Annotated in this window: 20 protein-coding genes; 10 read left to right on the top strand and 10 right to left on the bottom strand. The window is 59.9% G+C overall.

Annotated features, from left to right (window positions below):
- Nucleotides 1-98 precede the first annotated feature (98 nt).
- Nucleotides 99-881 carry an AraC family transcriptional regulator gene (locus ACA070_RS02830; protein WP_497449951.1) on the bottom strand — a complete coding sequence of 261 codons (783 nt, stop codon included), beginning with the start codon at nucleotides 879-881 and terminating at the stop codon, nucleotides 99-101.
- A 98-nt stretch (nucleotides 882-979) separates the two neighbouring features.
- Here ACA070_RS02830 and ACA070_RS02825 point away from each other — a divergent pair, with 98 nt between their 5' ends.
- On the top strand, nucleotides 980-1,855 hold the full coding sequence (locus tag ACA070_RS02825) for a DMT family transporter (RefSeq protein ID WP_497449950.1): 876 nt from the start codon (nucleotides 980-982) through the stop codon (nucleotides 1,853-1,855).
- Nucleotides 1,856-1,988: 133 nt separating this feature from the next.
- Here ACA070_RS02825 and ACA070_RS02820 read toward each other — a convergent pair whose 3' ends face one another.
- From ACA070_RS02820 to ACA070_RS02810, 3 genes are all read right to left on the bottom strand, one after another.
- A complete protein-coding gene (locus ACA070_RS02820; RefSeq protein WP_497449949.1) occupies nucleotides 1,989-2,879 on the bottom strand; it encodes an alpha/beta fold hydrolase in 891 nt (296 codons plus the stop codon).
- Between the two features lie 108 nt (nucleotides 2,880-2,987).
- Entirely contained in the window at nucleotides 2,988-3,293 is a 306-nt protein-coding gene (locus ACA070_RS02815) for a DMT family transporter (protein ID WP_462028782.1), read from the bottom strand.
- The gene (locus ACA070_RS02810) at nucleotides 3,294-3,932 is read right to left on the bottom strand and encodes an FMN-dependent NADH-azoreductase (protein ID WP_497449948.1); all 639 of its coding nucleotides are present in this window, start codon (nucleotides 3,930-3,932) and stop codon (nucleotides 3,294-3,296) included.
- 123 nt (nucleotides 3,933-4,055) lie between these two features.
- On the opposite strand from ACA070_RS02810, the gene ACA070_RS02805 reads away from it, so the two are divergent.
- Both ACA070_RS02805 and ACA070_RS02800 read left to right on the top strand, forming a co-directional pair.
- Nucleotides 4,056-4,958, top strand: a complete 903-nt coding sequence (locus ACA070_RS02805) for a LysR substrate-binding domain-containing protein (RefSeq protein WP_497449947.1) — start codon at nucleotides 4,056-4,058, stop codon at nucleotides 4,956-4,958.
- Between the two features lie 128 nt (nucleotides 4,959-5,086).
- Nucleotides 5,087-5,617, top strand: coding sequence for a ferritin-like domain-containing protein (locus ACA070_RS02800; protein WP_497449946.1), 531 nt, complete (start codon nucleotides 5,087-5,089; stop codon nucleotides 5,615-5,617).
- Nucleotides 5,618-5,729: 112 nt separating this feature from the next.
- Here the strand turns inward: ACA070_RS02800 and ACA070_RS02795 are convergent, their stop codons facing one another.
- A complete protein-coding gene (locus ACA070_RS02795) occupies nucleotides 5,730-7,805 on the bottom strand; it encodes an AsmA family protein (RefSeq protein ID WP_497449945.1) in 2,076 nt (691 codons plus the stop codon).
- A gap of 384 nt (nucleotides 7,806-8,189) precedes the next feature.
- Between ACA070_RS02795 and ACA070_RS02790 the strand changes: the two genes are divergently transcribed.
- The 7 genes from ACA070_RS02790 (at nucleotide 8,190) to ACA070_RS02760 (ending at nucleotide 13,482) form a co-directional block, all read left to right on the top strand.
- Nucleotides 8,190-8,702: a hypothetical protein gene (locus ACA070_RS02790; protein ID WP_497449944.1), complete on the top strand. Its 513-nt coding sequence runs from the start codon at nucleotides 8,190-8,192 to the stop codon at nucleotides 8,700-8,702.
- A 173-nt stretch (nucleotides 8,703-8,875) separates the two neighbouring features.
- Nucleotides 8,876-9,508 (top strand): TetR family transcriptional regulator, encoded by a 633-nt coding sequence (locus ACA070_RS02785; protein WP_010464134.1) that lies wholly within the window; start codon nucleotides 8,876-8,878, stop codon nucleotides 9,506-9,508.
- Between the two features lie 269 nt (nucleotides 9,509-9,777).
- Complete coding sequence (ureE, locus tag ACA070_RS02780; RefSeq protein ID WP_497449943.1) at nucleotides 9,778-10,278, top strand: urease accessory protein UreE; 501 nt, start codon at nucleotides 9,778-9,780, stop codon at nucleotides 10,276-10,278.
- On the top strand, nucleotides 10,275-10,949 hold the full coding sequence (locus ACA070_RS02775; protein ID WP_497449942.1) for an urease accessory protein UreF: 675 nt from the start codon (nucleotides 10,275-10,277) through the stop codon (nucleotides 10,947-10,949). Before ureE ends, ACA070_RS02775 begins: the two co-directional genes overlap by 4 nt.
- Nucleotides 10,950-10,972: 23 nt before the next feature.
- Nucleotides 10,973-11,587 carry an urease accessory protein UreG gene (gene ureG, locus ACA070_RS02770; RefSeq protein WP_497449941.1) on the top strand — a complete coding sequence of 205 codons (615 nt, stop codon included), beginning with the start codon at nucleotides 10,973-10,975 and terminating at the stop codon, nucleotides 11,585-11,587.
- A 29-nt stretch (nucleotides 11,588-11,616) separates the two neighbouring features.
- Entirely contained in the window at nucleotides 11,617-12,189 is a 573-nt protein-coding gene (locus tag ACA070_RS02765; protein WP_497449940.1) for a HupE/UreJ family protein, read from the top strand.
- A 165-nt stretch (nucleotides 12,190-12,354) separates the two neighbouring features.
- Nucleotides 12,355-13,482, top strand: a complete 1,128-nt coding sequence (locus ACA070_RS02760; protein ID WP_497449939.1) for an AGE family epimerase/isomerase — start codon at nucleotides 12,355-12,357, stop codon at nucleotides 13,480-13,482.
- A gap of 122 nt (nucleotides 13,483-13,604) precedes the next feature.
- Here the strand turns inward: ACA070_RS02760 and ACA070_RS02755 are convergent, their stop codons facing one another.
- The 5 genes from ACA070_RS02755 to livM all read right to left on the bottom strand — a co-directional run bounded on the left by ACA070_RS02755 (nucleotide 13,605) and on the right by livM (nucleotide 18,082).
- Nucleotides 13,605-14,372 (bottom strand): SDR family oxidoreductase, encoded by a 768-nt coding sequence (locus ACA070_RS02755; RefSeq protein ID WP_109627729.1) that lies wholly within the window; start codon nucleotides 14,370-14,372, stop codon nucleotides 13,605-13,607.
- 285 nt (nucleotides 14,373-14,657) lie between these two features.
- Nucleotides 14,658-14,918, bottom strand: a complete 261-nt coding sequence (locus tag ACA070_RS02750) for a hypothetical protein (protein ID WP_497449938.1) — start codon at nucleotides 14,916-14,918, stop codon at nucleotides 14,658-14,660.
- A 295-nt stretch (nucleotides 14,919-15,213) separates the two neighbouring features.
- Nucleotides 15,214-15,930 (bottom strand): ABC transporter ATP-binding protein, encoded by a 717-nt coding sequence (locus tag ACA070_RS02745; RefSeq protein ID WP_131058841.1) that lies wholly within the window; start codon nucleotides 15,928-15,930, stop codon nucleotides 15,214-15,216.
- Nucleotides 15,927-16,802, bottom strand: a complete 876-nt coding sequence (locus ACA070_RS02740) for an ABC transporter ATP-binding protein (protein WP_497449937.1) — start codon at nucleotides 16,800-16,802, stop codon at nucleotides 15,927-15,929. Before ACA070_RS02740 ends, ACA070_RS02745 begins: the two co-directional genes overlap by 4 nt.
- The gene (gene livM / locus ACA070_RS02735) at nucleotides 16,799-18,082 is read right to left on the bottom strand and encodes a high-affinity branched-chain amino acid ABC transporter permease LivM (RefSeq protein ID WP_497449936.1); all 1,284 of its coding nucleotides are present in this window, start codon (nucleotides 18,080-18,082) and stop codon (nucleotides 16,799-16,801) included. Before livM ends, ACA070_RS02740 begins: the two co-directional genes overlap by 4 nt.

The raw sequence follows: 18,082 nt of genomic DNA, 5'->3' as shown, positions 1-18,082 counted from the left end.
TTGTGCATATTTATATTTAATTCACAGAATCCTTCATCAACAGCCTATTTACCAGAAGCAAAGTTCGAACTAATGCGTAAGAAAGTTCTCGGAAGGGATCAATACACGCTGTTACGTCGATAATGCTCCGGCGTGCACCCGGCCTGACGCGCAAACATGGCGATAAATGCCGAACCGCTGCTGTAACCCAGATCGAAAGCGATGGCCTGCACGCTGCGCGGACTTTCCAGCGCCTCGATTGCGGCAAGGAAGCGCAGTCGCTGGCGCCACTCACCGAAACTCATGCCTAACTCGCGGACGAACTGCCTGGCCAGGGTCCGCTCACTGACATGCACCTGCGCCGACCAATGCGCCAGTGGCTGGTGATTACCCGGGTCGGCGTTCAATGCCTGGAGGATCGCCAGAAGACCGGGACTGCTGGCGTACGGCAGATAACATTCGTGCACCGGCGCCTGTTGCAGTTGGTCGACCAGCACCTGCGCCAGACGTTTGTCGGCGTCCTGTTCGGGAATCTTCACGTCGCGAGCGGCGAAGTCCTTGAGGATCGCCTTGAGAATGTCGCTGATCGCCAGCGTGCAGGCTTGCTGTGGCAGCGCGTGGCACAACGTCGGCGCCAGGCAGACCGCGCGATAGTTGATCGGTTGATTGCTGTAGAAACTGTGCTCGGTCTCGGGCGGCACCCACACGGCGTACTGCGGCGGCGACATGAAGCGGCGGCTACCGATTTCCATGTGCAACACACCGTTGGCCGAATACTCGAGAGTGCCCCACGGGTGACGATGGGTCGAAGCGTATTCGTGGGTATCGAAGTCGGCATAACGGAAGTACACCGGGGACGGCAGTTCCGGGAAGTCGAGCAGGGCAATGTGTTTACTGGTCATGCTGTCCGTCATCAGGGGCAGGTTGTCTGGATCGAAGTATAGGCTTGCATCCAGACAGGCGGATAATTGCCCCTCACTTATGCTTCTGGTTTTTTCTGATGCAATACGCTTATCCCCTGCTGGCCATTTTCATTTGGGCCGGCAACACCGTGATCACCAAGATGTCAGCCGGGGCGATCTTTCCCGCCGAGATTGGTTTCTACCGCTGGCTGCTGGCCGGAATTCTGTTCACGCCCTTCATGCTCAAACCGGTGATCGCTCAATGGCCGCTGATTCGCCCGAACCTGGGCAAGATTTTCATCCTTGGCGTGCTCGGCATGGCGGTCTATCAAAGCTTGGCGTACTTCGCCGCAACGCTGACGACGGCCACCAACATGGGGATCATTTTGTCGCTGATGCCATTGATGTCGCTGGCCATGGCAATTGTCAGCCTTGGCCAGCGTTTGACGGCGGGCGCGTTGGCGGGCGCGGTGCTGTCGTTTGCCGGGGTTCTGGTGGTGGTGTCGTCCGGCAGCCTGGGGGCGCTGCTGGAGCATGGCGTGAACCTGGGTGACGCGATGATGCTGATTGCCACGCTGGCCTATGCGATTTACAGCACCCTGTTGAAGAAATGGCAGCTGCGTCTGCCACCGCTGGTGTTGTTGTATTTGCAGGTGCTGGTGGCGGTGGTGGTGCTGTTTCCATTGTTTGTCGCTTCACCAAAGGTTGGCCCGACCTTGCAGAATATTCCGCTGGTGCTTTATGCCTGCCTGTTGGCTTCAATGCTTGCGCCGTTGGCGTGGATGCAGGCCGTGATTCGCCTGGGGCCGAGCCGGACCACGCTGTTTTTCAATTTGCTGCCGTTGATTACGGCGCTGATTGCGGCGGCGGTGCTGCATGAACAACTGGCTATGTACCACTTGGTGGGTGGGGTGTTGACGTTGGGTGGGGTGGTGATTTCGGAGCGTTGGACCACGGTGCTCGGCAGGGCGTAAACCTCTGTGGCGAGGGGGCTTGCCCCCGTTCGGCTGCGCAGCAGTCGTAAAACCAGCCAACTCAGTAAGTCTGAAGAGTTGCAGGGGGCCGCTTCGCAGCCCAACGGGGGCAAGCCCCCTCGCCACAGGACGGCTAAACGCCAGCCGCTTTCAACCGCGCCGCATGCTCGACAAACAACCGCACCGGATCAGCCCCTTTCCCCACCAGCCCCAGCGACTGATTGACGATGTCGAAGTGATCCATCGGATACTCATCGCCAATCACCGTCCCAAGGTGCGAGCTGTAACGCCCGACCATCCCGTCGCAATGCCCCGTTTCGCGCACGAAGGTTCTGGCAAACAACCGGCAACTGCGATTCGTCCCGTCGAACAGGTTGCCCCCGCGATCCGTCTTGCCCGGCTGCAACGTCCCGGACCAGGAGTAATAGCGCACGCCGTTGACCTCTTCCGGCCCGTGACCGCCCCAGGTTTCAGGCAGGCCCTGTGGATAACGCTGATTGAACAGCGCCACCCCGGCAGTCGTCAGGGACTCATGGGAAGCATGGATATCCACAGGGAATTTCGGCCCGCGATAGCCGGTTTCCAGCAGGCTCATCAACCCGCCGATCACCCGCAGTAAAAACGCCAGCAGCCGGCCCTTTGCGCTGTCGGCCGGATAATGTTTTTCCAGATAATCCGCCAGTTCCGAGCCATGATTGGGCCCCGCGACAGAAGTGACAGAAGCCACGCGATCCGGGCGTTTGGCCGCCGCGTAACGGGCCGTGAGCGAACCCTGGCTGTGGCCGATCAGGTTGACCTTCTCGGCCCCGGTTTCCCGCAGGATCTCTTCGATCCGCGCCAGCAGCTGCTCACCGCGCACCTCACTGGAATGGAGCGGCGAGACCTGCACCGCAAACACCGTCGCCCCGCCCCGGCGCAACGCTGAAATGATCCCGTACCAGTACGGATACAACACCAGACGGATAAACCCGAGCATTCCCGGGACCAGCACCAACGGGTAACGCGTAGCGGAACCTTGCGACATGGGCGAACATCCTTGTGATCGGTGAGATGAAGCAAGGCGCGATGCAAGACATCAGCCAAGCATCGTCACCCAAGATGACAACTCGACGACCAGTCTATGACATCCGCCCTACTTCAGCCCCACCACGCCCGCCACGATCAGCCCGACCGACACCAGCTTGATCGCCGTCAGGCTTTCGCCCAGCAACGCAAAGCCGAGAAACACCGTGCCCAGTGAACCGATGGCGGTCCAGATCGGGTAGGCGATGCTCACCGGCAACTCGCGCATGGCCAGGGTCAGGAAGTAAATCCCCCCGACGGCAGCCACGACCGTGATCAGCGATGGCCAAAGCCGGGTGAAGCCTTCGGCGTACTTCATGCCCATGGCGAAGGTGACTTCGAACCCGGCGGCGATCAGCAGAAACCACCAGGCCACCTAAAACTCCCTGGCCAGGGTCAGCAAACGCTGCTCGGCCTCAGCCGCCGAAATCTCGAAAGTGCGCGCGGCGGACTCTTCGCCTTCAGCGGCCACCACGGTGATGTCGGTGATGCCGATGAATCCCAGCGCGGTGCGCAGCAACGGATCGGCATGGTTCATCGCCTCCAGTTCACCGCCCGGCCCGAACCCGAAGCCGCCGCGACTGGTGACGATCAGGGCTTTTTTACCTCGCACCAACGGCTCGTACTGGGCCACGCCATTGTCCAGCGTGTGATTGAACGTCAGCCCGAGCCGCACAATCTGATCGATCCAGGCCTTGAGGCCGCTGGGCACGCTGAAGTTGTGCATCGGCGTGGAAATCACCAGCAGATCGTGGCCCAGCAACTCGCCGACCAGTTCATCGCTGAATGCCAGATCGGCCTGCATCGTCAGCGGTCGTGCGTTGGGCTCGGGGTAAAACGCCGCGGCCACAAAGGCCTCGTTGACCGGCGGTATCAAGGCCCGACCGACTTCCCGGCGAGTCAGGTGAGACTCGGGATGTCGCGCCTGCAAGGCCGACAGAAACACTTCGGCTAAACGCCGGGAATGAGAACGTTCGCCGCGCGGGCTGGCGTGGACTGCAAGAATCTTACTCATCTGAATCTCCTTGAGGGCTAAACTAAAACTGCTTGTGGCTTGCAGCTTGTAGCGCGCAGCCGCCCTTATTCAACTGAGTAGAAATCAGTCCGGATGAATCCATTTCATCCATGGAGTGTTTGAATGTTTGCCTCGCTGCCGCTGACCGCCCTGCGCGCCTTTGAATCTGCCTCACGCCTGCTCAGTTTCAAGGCTGCCGCCGAAGAACTCTCGGTGACGCCAACGGCGGTGTCCCATCAGATTCGTTCGCTGGAGAGTTGGCTCGGTGTGCCGCTGTTCGAGCGGCTGCCACGGCAAGTTCGCCTGACCGACTGCGGCGAACGGCTGTTCCGCAGCCTGCATGGCGCGTTGCTGGAAGTGGCGCAAAGCGTCGACACCCTGCGCCCGCAACGCAGCGGCGCGAGCCTGACGATTTCCACCACGGCAGCCTTCGCCGCGCTGTGGCTGGTGCCACGATTGGGTCGGTTCTACGCCCGTCATCCGAACATCAGCCTGCGCCTGGATACCCATTGCGAGGTCATCGATTTGCATCAGGACGCCAGCGTCGATCTGGTGGTGCGCTACAGCCTTGGTGACTACCCGAACCTTTATGGCCTATGCCTGTTCGACGAATCGTTCGGTGTCTATGGCTCGCCCGAGCAAGTGGCCCTGGCGGCTGATCGGGCGCCCACGCTGATCAGCGTGCGCTGGCATAACTCCAAACTGTACGCCCACGGCTGGGCGGCCTGGTGCGCGCAGTCCGGCGAGGCCTGGCTGACGGGAGAACCGGCGGTCCGTGAGTACGACGAAGAGCATTACGCCCTGCAAGCGGCGATCGCCGGGCAAGGCCTGGTACTGGCGAGCAACATTCTGGTGTCGGAAAGCGTGGCCAGCGGTTTGCTGGTGGCTTATCGCGGCGAGATCCAGGTGGATGGCGCCGGCTACAGCGCGCTTTGCGTGCCTGGGCGCGAACGACATCCGCCGGTTCGGGCGTTCTTTGCGTGGTTGCGCGAGGAGGCATTGCTGTCTGGACACGCCTTGGCGTGATTGCTTCAACCCTGATCGGCAAATGCCCAATTACATAAAACTTTTCGCCGTGCCCGTCACTCACACCTTACGCAGCGATCACTTCTCTAGAAGGTGACGCAAACCGGATTAGCCTCCAGGAGAACGAGATGAGTGACATGCATTTGTCTGATGTAACCACCCTTCGCGAACGTGCCCGCAAGAACGTCGAGAACGGTGCGGTGACCGAAAGCTACAGCGCTGACATTGATGAAGTGTTGCGCCTGCTCAACGAATCGCTGGCCACCGAACTGGTCTGCGTATTGCGCTACAAGCGCCACTACTTCATGGCCAGCGGCTTGAAAGCCAACGTCGCGGCCGATGAATTTCTCGAACACGCGAAACAAGAAGCCGAGCACGCCGACCGTCTGGCCGAACGTATCGTGCAACTCGGCGGAGAACCGGAGTTCAACCCTGACCTGCTGTCGAAAAACTCCCACGCGCAATATGTGGCGGGTAATTCACTTAAAGAGATGGTCTATGAAGACCTGGTCGCCGAGCGGATCGCAATCGACAGCTACCGCGAGATCATTCAGTACATTGGCGAAAAAGACCCGACGACCCGGCGCATCTTCGAAGACATCCTGGCTCAGGAAGAAGAGCATGCGGATGATATGGCTGACATTCTGAAAGATTTGTAGCGCCTGTCAGATTGCTATCGCGAGCAGGCTCGCTCCTACAATGGACCTGTATTCACAGAAACAATGTGGGAGCGGGCTTGCCCGCGAAGGCGTCCTGACGGACGCCGCAGATTTACTTGGTGGGCTTGACGGTCACCGGCGCCTTGCCCGCCTTCATCTGCTCCAGCAACGGCGCGCACTGATTTGGCTCACCCCCGCTCGGTGCCACCAACGCCAGCAACCCCGCCGCCGGCGCCGCAATCAGACCCAACGCAACCATCCCCGCGCCCCGCAAAATCAGCGGCACAGCCTTCACACCCGCATCCGGCTTGATGAACTTGCCCCGCACATACAGCGGCGATCGCAACGAAATCAATCGCCAGCCTTTGGACTCCGGGTTAATCGTCAGGTCCAGTTGCTCCGTCGCCATGTTCGCGGTGCCATCGATATAGATGATCGCGTTCTCGGTATCGAACACAAACAATCGAGTGGTGGCCAAACCGGTCTTGATGTCGAAGTCGGCCGCTGCACAATTGATCTTCACTTCCTTATCACCAAAGATCTTGCCCACCACGTAGTTGCCGACGTTGAGCCCGGCCAGCTCCATCAACTCACGGCTGATGGCACCGTCATTGATCAGCATTTTCAGATTGCCATCGGCGCTGCCCAGCAGCTTGGCCACCGAGTTGCCGCGGCCGGTGATGTCGGCATCGCCATTGAGCTCGCCGAAGCTGGTTTTCATCGGTTCAAAGGTCGGGAACAGCTGCTTGAGCTTGAACTTGCGCGCGGTGAGTTTGGCCCGGCCTTCCAACGGTTCGGTCCGGCCATTGAGGCGAATCTGTGCATCCAGGTTGCCGCCCGCCACGCCGAAACGCAGGGGCTCGAGACTGAGGACACCATCGGTCAGCACCAGATGCGTGTAGAGATCCTTGAACGGCAGTTTTTCGCTGTGGACGATGCGCTTGCCGGTGAATTCGACGTCGGCGTCCATATCGCGCCAGCGCTCGGTCTTGAACTCCTCGACCGGCAACACCTTGTCCGTCGGCTGCTTGCTTTCGCCACCCCGGGCCTTTTGCTTGGCATTGGAATCGGCGCCGATCAGCGGGGCCAGGTCGGCGAACAGCAGTTGATTGGAAACCAGCGACCCACTGAGTTTCGGCCGCGGCTGGCTGGCGACGTAGGCCAGGCTACCGTGAATGTCGCTCTCGCCGATCTTGCCGTTGAACTCTTCATAGCGGAACACCGCGCCGCCTGGCTCATGCAGCTTGGCGATCAAATGCCCGTCGGTCGCGTACGGCGGTGTATCCGGCAGCGTCACACCGGTAAGCGGATAGAGATTGCCCAGGCTGGTGCCGGCCAGTTTCAAGCGCAAGTCCAGGGCGCCGAGGTTCAGCGGATCGGTCAGTGTGCCGGCCAGCTCGACGCTGGTGTCGGCGATTTTCACTTGCGCCTGAAGCGGGAACGGCCTGGCCGCATCCTGCAACGCCAGCAACCCGCCGATCTTGCCTTCGCCCGCGAGTTTCTGATTGTGGTACTGGCCTTTGACCTTCAACGCGAACGCGTAATCCTGCGGCGCTGCGCCTTTCTCCTGCGCGGTTTTCGCGGCTTTGTCGCCGACGATATCGCTGAACGGAATCGGTTTGCCCAGCGGATCGATCAGCACATCGAGCTGAGTCTTGAGGTTTTGGTCGTCGAGGGTGACATGGCCCTTGTCGAAGCCGATGGCACCGATGTCCACCACCCAGCTCGAAGGCTCGGCGTTCGGATCTTTGGGGTCGAATTTGAACGTCCAGTTGGCGCGGCCATCGGCCAGACGCTGCAGGTCAGCATTGGGCTCAGTCAGGTCAATGCGCGGAATGACCACCCGTTGCGCCAGCAGCGCCAGGGGAGAAATGCGCAGCTCGACGCGTTTGAGGGTGACCATCTGCGGCTTCTTCGACCAGTCCGGGTTACCCAGGCTCAAGTCTTCAGCCACCACGTGCGGCCACGGTACCCAGGCTCGCCAACCGCCCTCTTCGGGCTCACGCTGCCAGACCACCGCGAGGTTGCCATTGATGGCAAACGGACGATGCAGCTCTTCAGAGACTTTGGCGTTAAGGGGCAGTTTGATCCGGTTCCAATCGAAGAACACGATGATCAGAACCAGTACCGCCAGCAAGACAATCAGGCTGGCGAAGGTCCAGGTAACAATTTTACGAGTGCGCGTCATTGCACAGGGCTCCTGATACGACTGAGCGCCCTGACTGCGACGCACGTGTGAAACGTTAGGCCAGAACAAGCCTGCCATGAAATCTACGACTGAAAAACGGCTCGCAGGTTTAACCGAAACGCTGATTAATCCTCAAATAATCGGCCGGGGACAGACTGCCCCCGAATCCGGTGTTACCGCCCCGCACTTTTGTGCGGCACGAGCGGGTCGAAAATACCCACTCCAGGGCAAAAACCTTCGCCGGAAACGCCCGTTCTAGAGCGCTTTGGCAGAACAATCAATTCCGTTGATTATTACCATTGCGTTTATGAACTTTTATATCGACTTATCGAGAGTAGCATTGCCCTCGTACCCACTTTATCGCCCTCCCAAGGAGCAACCATCATGAAACGCCAATTACTGCTTAGCCTTACCCTCTCAATGCTGGCCAGCACCGCTTTTGCTCTGCCCGCCGCTGACCAGGCCACTCCGCAAGTCAAAGACAGCCACTCGGTGTTCAGCCAAACCGTCGCTGCCGATGGTTCCGACCGCACTCCACAAGGCCAGACCCTTGCCGAAGGTGGTAATGATCGCCTGAAAGAAAAAGGCTTGATCACCCAGGATGGCTCGGACCGTACCCCACAAGGCCAAACCCTCGCCGCTGATGGTTCCGACCGCACTCCACAAGGTCAAACCCTGGCTGCCGACGGTTCCGATCGCACCCCACAAGGTCAAACCCTGGCTGCTGACGGTTCCGATCGCACTCCACAAGGCCAAACCCTGGCTGCTGATGGTTCCGACCGCACCCCACAAGGTCAAACCCTGGCTGCTGACGGTTCCGACCGTACTCCACAAGGTCAAACCCTTGCTGAAGGTGGTGGTGACCGTGTAATCGAACGCAACAGCACTGTGAGCTGAGCCCATGGCGGCCCTGAAAAAAAGCCCAATCCCCGGATTGGGCTTTTGACTTTATAGGGTTTGACCGTTTTGAAGCTGCATTTCCCCGCTTGATCCCCCGATAGTCGTTCGACGCCAGCGAAGCCGATTTGCTAGAGTGCGCCGCTGTCCCTGTCCAGAAAAACACCCTTGCGATGCTGCCCCGCGCCGAACAGAAACAACAAACCCGCAACGCCCTGATGGACGCTGCCCGTCACCTGATGGAATGTGGTCGAGGATTCGGCAGCCTGAGCCTGCGCGAAGTCGCGAAAACCGCCGGGATCGTGCCCACCGGTTTCTACCGGCATTTCGCCGATATGGATGAACTGGGCCTGGTGCTGGTCAGCGAAGTCGGCCAGACCTTTCGCGAAACCATTCGCCTGGTGCGTCATAACGAGTTCGTCATGGGCGGCATCATCGACGCGTCGGTACGGATCTTTCTCGACGTGGTCTCGGCCAATCGCTCGCAGTTCCTGTTTCTCGCCCGTGAACAGTACGGCGGATCGCTACCGGTGCGTCAGGCCATTGGCCGCCTGCGTGAAGACATCAGCTCGGACCTGGCAGCTGACCTGTCCTTGATGCCGAAACTGCAGCATCTGGATATCGCCGGTTTGAGCGTGATGGCTGATCTGATCGTCAAAAGCGTGTTCGCAACCTTGCCGGACATCATCGATCCGCCGGCCGAGGCCCTGCCCGAGCACCTGACGCCCCAGGCAAAAATCACTCAGCAGCTGCGCTTCATCTTCATCGGCCTCAAGCACTGGCAAGGCCTCGGAAGCACCGAATAACCCCTGTAGGAGCGAGCCTGCTCGCGATGAGGGAGTGTCAGAAAACAAATGTTTGGGATGACACTCCCTCATCGCGAGCAGGCTCACTCCCACAAAATGTACTCAAGGCATCAAATTGGTGCCACCAAACAACCCTCGCACCATTCCAGTTCAAAATTCTGCAACACCCTGAAACACCCACTACGCTCCGACAGGTATTTCCTACGTATCGCCCGATTGGCAAGCACCTTGCTCTAGCCTGAGCATTGTTCATTGCTGGAAGCCTCCCGATGCTGGTGATTCATCGCAGAATCGACCCTCAACCCGTCTGGGCCGCCGAGTTGCACCTGACCTTCGAAGCCCGGAGCAAAAGCCGTCTGCGCTGTTTCAGTGCCGAAGGTGAGGACGTCGGGTTGTTTTTGGAGCGCGGCCAGCCGCCACTGCATGACGGCGAATGCCTGCAAGCCGAGGACGGGCGCATCGTCCGTGTCTGCGCCCGCCCCGAACAGCTGCTGCACGTCACATGCGCTAACGCATTCGAATTGACTCGCGCCGCGTATCACCTGGGCAACCGCCACGTCGCCCTGCAAGTCGGTGATGGCTGGCTGCGCCTGCTCGACGATTACGTGCTCAAGGCCATGCTCGAACAGCTGGATGCCCGTGTTGAAAACATTGAAGCCTCGTTCCAGCCGGAACACGGCGCCTATGGCGGCGGCCATCACCATTCGCGCCACGGCGACGAGGACTTCAACTACCCGCCGAAACTGCACCAGTTCGGCGTCCGTTTATGAACCCGGCCTGGGCGCTGCTGCGCCTGGCCAGCCCACAACTGCCGATTGGCGGCTACAGCTATTCGCAAGGCCTGGAAATGGCCGTGGATAACGGCCGGGTGAAGGATGCAGACAGCGCGCGACGCTGGATCAGCGATCAACTGCTGCTGAACCTCGCGCGTTTCGAAGCGCCGCTGCTGCTCGCCCATTGCGTGGCCGCCGCCGAAGAAAACTGGGCAGAGTTGCTGCAACGCTGCGAAGAACACCGCGCCAGCCGGGAAACCCGCGAGCTGCATCAGGAGAGCCGGCAGATGGGCTATTCGTTGCAGCAACTGCTCAATGGTTTGCCGGAGCTCGATGCGCCGGCCCGCGCCTTTCTCGAACAGCGCCCCGAACCGCACCTGGCCCTCGGCTGGGCGCTGGCCGCTCGCGCCTGGACGATCAGCCCGCAAGATGCGCTGGCGGCGTGGCTCTGGAGCTGGCTGGAAAATCAACTGGCGGTGCTGATGAAAACCTTGCCGCTCGGCCAGCAAGCAGCACAACGCCTGACCAGCGAACTGCTGCCGTTACTGCAACAAGCCCAGCAGAACGCCACCCGAATCAACCCCGAACACTATGGCAGCGCCGCGTTCGGCCTGTCCCTGGCATGCATGGCCCATGAACGCCAGTACAGCCGTCTGTTCCGTTCCTAGGGCCTTTAAATCTGGAGAATCACATGAACACACAACCCCTGCGCGTCGGCATTGGCGGCCCGGTCGGCTCCGGCAAAACCGCCCTGACGCTGGCGCTTTGCTTGGCCCTGCGCGACCGCTACAACCTGGCCGTCGTCACCAACGACATCTACACCCGCGAAGACGCCGATTTCCTGGTGCGCAACGAAGCCCTGGCGCCTGAGCGCATCATCGGCGTGGAAACCGGCGGCTGCCCGCACACGGCAATCCGCGAAGACGCCTCGATCAACCTCGAAGCCGTGGATCAACTGAACCGCCGCTTTCCGGGCCTGGATCTGATTCTGGTGGAGTCCGGCGGCGATAACCTCTCAGCGACTTTCAGCCCGGAACTGTCCGACCTGACCATTTACGTGATCGACGTTTCGGCCGGCGACAAACTACCGCGCAAGGGCGGGCCGGGGATCTGCAAATCCGACCTGCTGGTGATCAACAAGGTCGACCTCGCGCCGCTGGTGGGTGCTTCGCTGGAGATGATGGACAGCGACACCAAACGCATGCGCAACGGCAAGCCGTTTGTCTTCAGCAACCAGAAAACCGGTTTGGGCCTGGAAGAGATCATCGCCTTCATCGAACGCCAGGGCTTGCTGACCGCAGCCTGATCACGACTTATCAACAAGGAAGCTTATCCATGACACTTAAACGCATTCTGGGCGCCATCGCCCTGCTGCTGACGCCGGCCATCGCCTTCGCCCACCCGGGCCATGGCGACAACGGTTGGGTCGCCGGCATCAGCCACCCGATTGGCGGCCTCGATCACTTGCTGGCGATGGTTGCGGTCGGTCTGTGGGCAGCGCAGCAGAAAGGCGCCGCGCGCTGGGCGCTGCCGTGCACATTTGTTGGCACCATGCTGGTTGGCGGGCTGCTGGGTTTTGAAGGACTGAATCTGCCGGCGCTGGAAAGCGGGATTGCGGCATCGGTGCTGGCGCTGGGTCTGGCGGTTGCGTTGGCAGTTCGTCCGCCGTTGAGCGTGGCGGTGGGGGCGACTGCCTTGTTTGCGCTGTTTCATGGTGTGGCGCATGGGCTGGAGTTGCCAGACATGTCGAGCCCTTGGGCTTATGCGGCGGGGTTTGTGGCGGCGACGGCGGCGTTGCATGCAGCGGGGTATGGCGTGGTGCGCGTGTTGCCGCAAGCAGCGGCGCCGTTGGTTCGATTGGCTGGGGCGGCTTCGGCGGCGACTGGTGTGTGGTTGCTCGCAGGTTGATCTTTTATTGCCTGTGATGACCCCATCGCGAGCAGGCTCGCTCCCACATTGGAATGCGTACTCCTGTGGGAGCGGGCTTGCCCGCGAAGGCGGCCTGACAGACACCGCATCTCTCAGGCCTGCTAACATGTCGCGCAATCAACCCTGCCGTGACGACGCCAGCCAATGCCGCCTGTTTCCCGCTCCGCCTCCCAGCCTGAATTGACCGCTCTGTTCGCATCGGTGCAACAGCATTTCCAGGACGTGATCGTGCCGCTCTGGCAAGGCCCCGGCTGGAATGCCGACATGGCGTTGCCTTATGAAGCGCTGGACGCCGGGCATCAGCCGCTGCCGCCCCAGCGATACAGGGCGATGGCTTGCGCGCGGCAGCTGTATCTGTTTTCCAGCCTGATTGGCCAGGTGCCGGCTGCGGAGGATCGCGCCGCGGCGCTGTTCCGTTCCTTGCAACAGCATTTCCACGACGCCGAACACGGCGGCTGGTTCTACAGCATCGACCCGCAAGGTGCGCCGCTGGATCAGCGCAAAGACCTCTACACCCATGCCTTCATCCTGTTCGCATGCGCCCATTACTGGGACAAGGTTCGCGAACCGCTGGTGGAATCGGTGCTCAACGCCACGCTGGAAGTGCTGGCGCGACGCTTCGCCACAGGCGACGGCCTGTATGAAGCCTGCCTCGACCGTGACTGGTCCTCGCTCAACTCCGGCCCTCTGCAAAATCCCCTGATGCACCTGGCGGAAGCCTTCCTCGCGACCCTGTCGGTGCGCGAAGACATCGCCGTGCAGCGCGCGCTGGTCGAGTTATGTACAGCCATGCAGAAGCGTTTTATCGACCCGCAACACAGCGTGTTGATGGAGAAACCGCTGGGTGCTGTGGATAACTGGTTTGAACCGGGGCATCAGTTTGAGTGGTATTTCCTGCTGGAGTCTTCGCCGTTACTGCGCGGTTCAAAACTGCATGCTTCGCTTGAGCGTGCATTTGCGTTCACCGAGCAACTGGGCGTCGATCCGCAAACCGCTGCAGTGCGGGCGTCGCTCGATCTGGACGGCCACCCCAAGGATGCCACCCAACGCATCTGGGCCCAGGCTGAATACCTGCGCGCCCTGACGTTGCGCCCGGACAGCGAAGCCTTGGTACAACACCAATTGCAGGCGTTGCAGCAACGCTTTCTGCATGTGGACGGATGGTATGAATGCCGCGATGAGCAGGGCGAAGTCAGCCGCAAGGACATGCCATCGACGACGCCTTATCACTTGGCGACTTGCTACAGCGGGTTGGTCGATTATCTTCGCTGACTGATCGAACGCCTTCGCGAGCAGGCTCGCTCCTACATTTGATCTCTGCTGTTCACAAATAATGTGGCCAAAGGAAATCTACTGTGGGAGCGAGCCTGCTCGCGATTGGCCGTTACGCGGTCTTAAGCTTTGTTATTACGCTCAATCGCAAACCCGGCCCACGTCTGGCTCACCGGCATCAGCTCCAGGCTGTTGATGTTGATGTGCGCCGGCGCATTGAGTACCCAGAAAATAGTCTCGGCGATGTCCTGCGGCTGGATCGGCTCGGCGCCAGCGTAGGTCGCGTTGTAACGCTCCTGATCACCCGCAAAACGCACCAGCGAGAACTCACTCTCGCACAGGCCCGGCTCAATATTGCTGACGCGCACACCAGTGCCTTGCAGGTCGCAGCGCAGGTTCAGCGAGAACTGCCCAACGAATGCCTTGGTCCCACCATAGACATGGCTGCCCGGGTACGGATAGTTGCCGGCGACGGAGCCGAGGTTGACGATACCGGCACCGCGACCATGGGCGATCAGGCGTGGCAACAGCAGGCGAGTGGCGTACATCAGGCCTTTGATGTTGGTGTCGACCATGGTGTCCCAATCATCGAGATCGCACTTCGGTGCCGGGTCAGCACCCAGTGCCAGGCCGGCGTTGTTGATCAGCCCGCGCAGCTTGGCAAAGGACGGCGGCAAGTTGGCGATCGCCTCCTCCATGGCCTTGCGATCACGCACGTCGAGCACCAGGCCATGGACCTCGGTCTGCTTCGACAACTCGGCGCACAGGGCGTTGAGGCGTTCTTCACGACGGCCTGTCAGCACCAGTTTCCAACCGGCATCGGCAAAACGACGGGCACAGGCTTCACCAAAACCGGAGGTCGCTCCGGTAATAAACAGGGTGTTGGACATCGTGTTCTCCTTGCTTCGGCTGATCGACAGCCATTGGAATAGAAAATCAACAGGCAGCATGCCCGGCCTTGCTCACAGCGGCAACCGTCGTAAAAACTGTACGAAAAACGATCAACCTCGCCAACGCCATAGTCGCCGTGGCTTGCAGGCATGTACGCGCACCTTATCCACAGGCCGGTCCACAGTTTCCGGGGGCAAGTGGAAAAGCTGGAAGCCGCTATCCACAAGGCTTTGCGGGGAGATTACAAAGTTTTTTGCTTGACCCTCGGGTGTCAGCTGTGTAGCTCAAGGCATTTTGCACGATGGGATGATCAAACCGACGATGGCGCCAAGCCAGTAACTACGGCCCTCAGCCGAGTCTTTCCAGAGTTTAACCACAGACTTATCCACAGGCTCGCCCTTCACATTTCGAGTCAGTTTGGTCGCCAACAAAAAGGTTGACAAAGCCGGTTCCGGGTCCAGCAAAAACGCCTGATCAAAAAACAACCACATCGCTGCAAGCCACGGATTCAAAGGCTCGCAGACAGCTACTCCCACGTTATTCACAGCCAGCTCCACAGCAAACGGGGACAAGTCAAAAGCGTGACAAAACAACTATTTGCAGCGGCTTTATGTCGCGCTTCAAGAGCTTGTGAATATTGTTTTCCACAATTTCAAAAAAGCATATGCGGCCCCTGTGGGAGTGAGCCTGCTCGCGATAGCGGTAGATTAGTAAAAAGCTTGTCGTCTGACACTCAGCTATCGCGAGCAGGCTCACTCCTACAGGGGGAATGGGGTGTATTGGAGGTGTAAAAAAGCCCCGGCGATTGCTCGTCGGGGCTGTGGATATTTCGGCGACGTATCAGTGCCCGCCGAGATAAGCGTTACGCACCTCCTCGTTGACCAGCAGCTCCTTGCCGGTGCCGGTAAGGCGAATCTCACCGTTGACCATCACGTACGCCCGGTCTGACAACTTGAGGGCGTGGTTGGCGTTCTGCTCGACCAGGAAGATGGTCATGCCGGTACTCGCCAGCTCCCGCAGGGTCGCGAAAATCTGTTTCACCACGATCGGTGCCAGCCCCAGGCTTGGTTCATCGAGCAACAACAGCTTGGGCCGACTCATCAGCGCACGGGCGATGGCGAGCATTTGCTGTTCGCCCCCGGACATGGTCATGGCCCGCTGGGTACGCCGTTCTTCGAGCCGCGGAAACAGCTCGAACATGCGCTGCATGTCTTCCTTGGCGTACTTGTCACCGATAGGGATGGTGCCCATCAGCAGGTTTTCCTCGACGGTCATGTCGGGGAAAACGCGCCGGCCTTCAGGCGATTGAGCAATGCCGTTGGACGCAATGTAGTGCGACGACTTGTGGGTGATGTCCACGCCCTGATAGATGATCTGCCCGTCCGCCGCTCGCGGCTGGCCGAAGATCGACATCAACAGGGTCGATTTACCGGCGCCGTTGGAACCGATCAGGCTGACGGTTTCACCTTCATTAATATGCAGCGAGACTTTTTTCAGGGCCTGGATCGGCCCGTAAAACACATCCAGATCCTTGAGTTCGAGGATGGGTTGGCTCATAGCACCACTTCCTCTTCATCAGCGCCCAGGTAGGCCGCAATCACTTTCGGGTCGTTGCGAATCGCATCAGGTCCGCCCTCGGCGATAACGATGCCGTGGTCCAGCACCACGATGTGGTCGGAAATGCTCATTACCATGCCCATGTCGTGTTCGATCAGCACCACGGTCAGATCGTGCTCGTCGCGCAGCAGACGGATCATCGCGCTCAGCGCTTCGGTTTCCTGAGGGTTGAGGCCGGCAGCCGGTTCGTCGAGGCAGATGATCTGTGGCCGGGTGCACATCGCCCGGGCGATTTCCAGACGGCGCTGTTGGCCGTAGGACAGTTCACCGGCCAGACGGTTGGCGCAGTCCACCAGGTCCACGACTTCAAGCCAGTAGAAGGCATGGTCCAGCGCATCGCTTTCGGCCTTGCGGTAGCCCTTGGTGTTGAGGATGCCGGCCAACATGCTGCGGTTGACCCACATGTGCTGGGCCACCAGCAGGTTTTCCAGCACCGACATTTCCTTGAACAGGCGAATGTTCTGGAATGTCCGCGCCAGCCCGGCACGGTTCACCAGGTGGGTGCCGCCGAACATCTTGTAGCGGAGCCGGGTGATGAAGCTTTTCGGCGAAACGAAATCCGTGGCTTTGAACGATTCACCCAGCAGCTGGATGACATCGGTACGCTCGCCGCGGGTATTGAGTTCGATCTTGCCGCCGGAGGCCTTGTAGAAACCGGTCAGGCAGTTGAACACGGTGGTCTTGCCGGCGCCGTTGGGGCCGATCAGGGCGAAGATCGAGTTGCGATGCACCTTGAGGCTGACATCGCTCAACGCCTTGATGCCGCCGAAGTGCATCATCAGCTTCTCGACCGAGAGTACGACTTCGCTCATGGCGCTACTCCTTTACGCGGGGTCACACCGGTACGGCTGATCCGAATCAGGCCGCGCGGTCGCCAGATCATCATCAACACCATCAGGATGCCGAACAGCAGCACACGGTATTCCGCGAAGCCACGCAGCAGTTCCGGGGCCACGGTCAGCACGAACGCTGCAATCACCACGCCGATGGTCGAGCCCATGCCGCCAAGTACCACGATGGCGAGGATCAGTGCCGATTCGAAGAATGTGAAGGAGGTCGGGTTGACGAAGCCTTGATAGGTGGCGAAGAACACACCGGCCAGGCCGGCAGTCGATGCACCGATGGTGAACGCCGAGAGCTTGACCAGTACGTGGTTCAGGCCCATGGAGCGGCAAGCGATTTCGTCTTCACGCAAGGCTTCCCAGGCGCGGCCGACCGGCATCTTGACCAGACGATGCTTGATGTACAGCACGGCCAGCACTACCAGGAACAATACCGCGTAGATGAAGTAATACTTCACGTCCGGGTTATAGGCGATGCCGAAGAACTCATGGAACGGGACCCCCCCCTCCTTTGCGCGCTTGCCGAATTCAAGTCCGAAGAAGGTCGGCAACGGAGCCGCCATGCCATTCGGACCGCCGGTCAGGGACAGCCAGTTGTTAAGAACCAAGCGAATGATTTCGCCGAAACCCAGGGTCACGATCGCCAGGTAGTCACCGTGCAGACGCAAAACCGGGAACCCGAGGATGCAACCGGCAAGGCCCGCGGTGATCGCCGCCAGCGGCAGCACCGTCCAGAAACCCAGCCCCAGGTATTGATAACCCAGTGCCAGGCCGTAGGCACCGATGGCGTAGAACGCCACATAACCCAGGTCGAGCAGGCCGGCCAGACCAACCACGATGTTCAGGCCCAGGCCCAGCAATACGTAGATCAGCCCGAGGATAACCACGCCCAGCAGGTAGGAGTTGGAGAAAAACGGGAACACCACGGCAACGACGATCACCAGCGGGATGATCCAGCGCAACCGGGATTTGTAATCAGGTGGCAGTACATGAACCCCGGAGCCGGTGCTTTCAAAGCCTTCAAGAATTTTCAGGCCCTTGGGGGTTTGCAGGAACAGGCTCAGAGCAAACCGGCCAGCCATGACGATGGCGACAATCCATGCCACCCGGGTCGTTTCCAGATTGAAGCCGTAGCCGTCGAGGACCACGCCGACAATCGGGCCGAACACAATCAGGGCGACAAGGCCGGCAAGAATCGCGTCAACCAGGCTTCTTTTGAGATCAATGGTTTTTTTAGTGGTTGAAGACAT

The sequence above is a fragment of the Pseudomonas sp. LBUM1678 genome (assembly GCF_059695575.1).
This window is presented reverse-complemented; position numbering and strand designations above follow the sequence as displayed.